General features: G+C 53.8%; 1 rRNA gene. It reads right to left on the minus strand.

The window, feature by feature from the left end:
- A 16S ribosomal RNA gene (locus tag E1B25_RS22035) occupies positions 1 to 548 on the minus strand; the annotation flags it as partial.

Raw genomic sequence — 548 nt, forward strand, 5'->3', positions numbered from 1 at the left:
ACTTTCCTCTTCTGCACTCAAGTCTCCCAGTTTCCAATGACCCTCCACGGTTGAGCCGTGGGCTTTCACATCAGACTTAAGAAACCACCTGCGCGCGCTTTACGCCCAATAATTCCGGATAACGCTTGCCACCTACGTATTACCGCGGCTGCTGGCACGTAGTTAGCCGTGGCTTTCTGGTTAGGTACCGTCAAGGTGCCAGCTTATTCAACTAGCACTTGTTCTTCCCTAACAACAGAGTTTTACGACCCGAAAGCCTTCATCACTCACGCGGCGTTGCTCCGTCAGACTTTCGTCCATTGCGGAAGATTCCCTACTGCTGCCTCCCGTAGGAGTCTGGGCCGTGTCTCAGTCCCAGTGTGGCCGATCACCCTCTCAGGTCGGCTACGCATCGTTGCCTTGGTGAGCCGTTACCTCACCAACTAGCTAATGCGACGCGGGTCCATCCATAAGTGACAGCCGAAGCCGCCTTTCAATTTCGAACCATGCGGTTCAAAATGTTATCCGGTATTAGCCCCGGTTTCCCGGAGTTATCCCAGTCTTATGGG

It is taken from the genome of Antarcticimicrobium sediminis, from assembly GCF_004348975.1.
Taxonomy (GTDB): domain Bacteria; phylum Pseudomonadota; class Alphaproteobacteria; order Rhodobacterales; family Rhodobacteraceae; genus Antarcticimicrobium; species Antarcticimicrobium sediminis.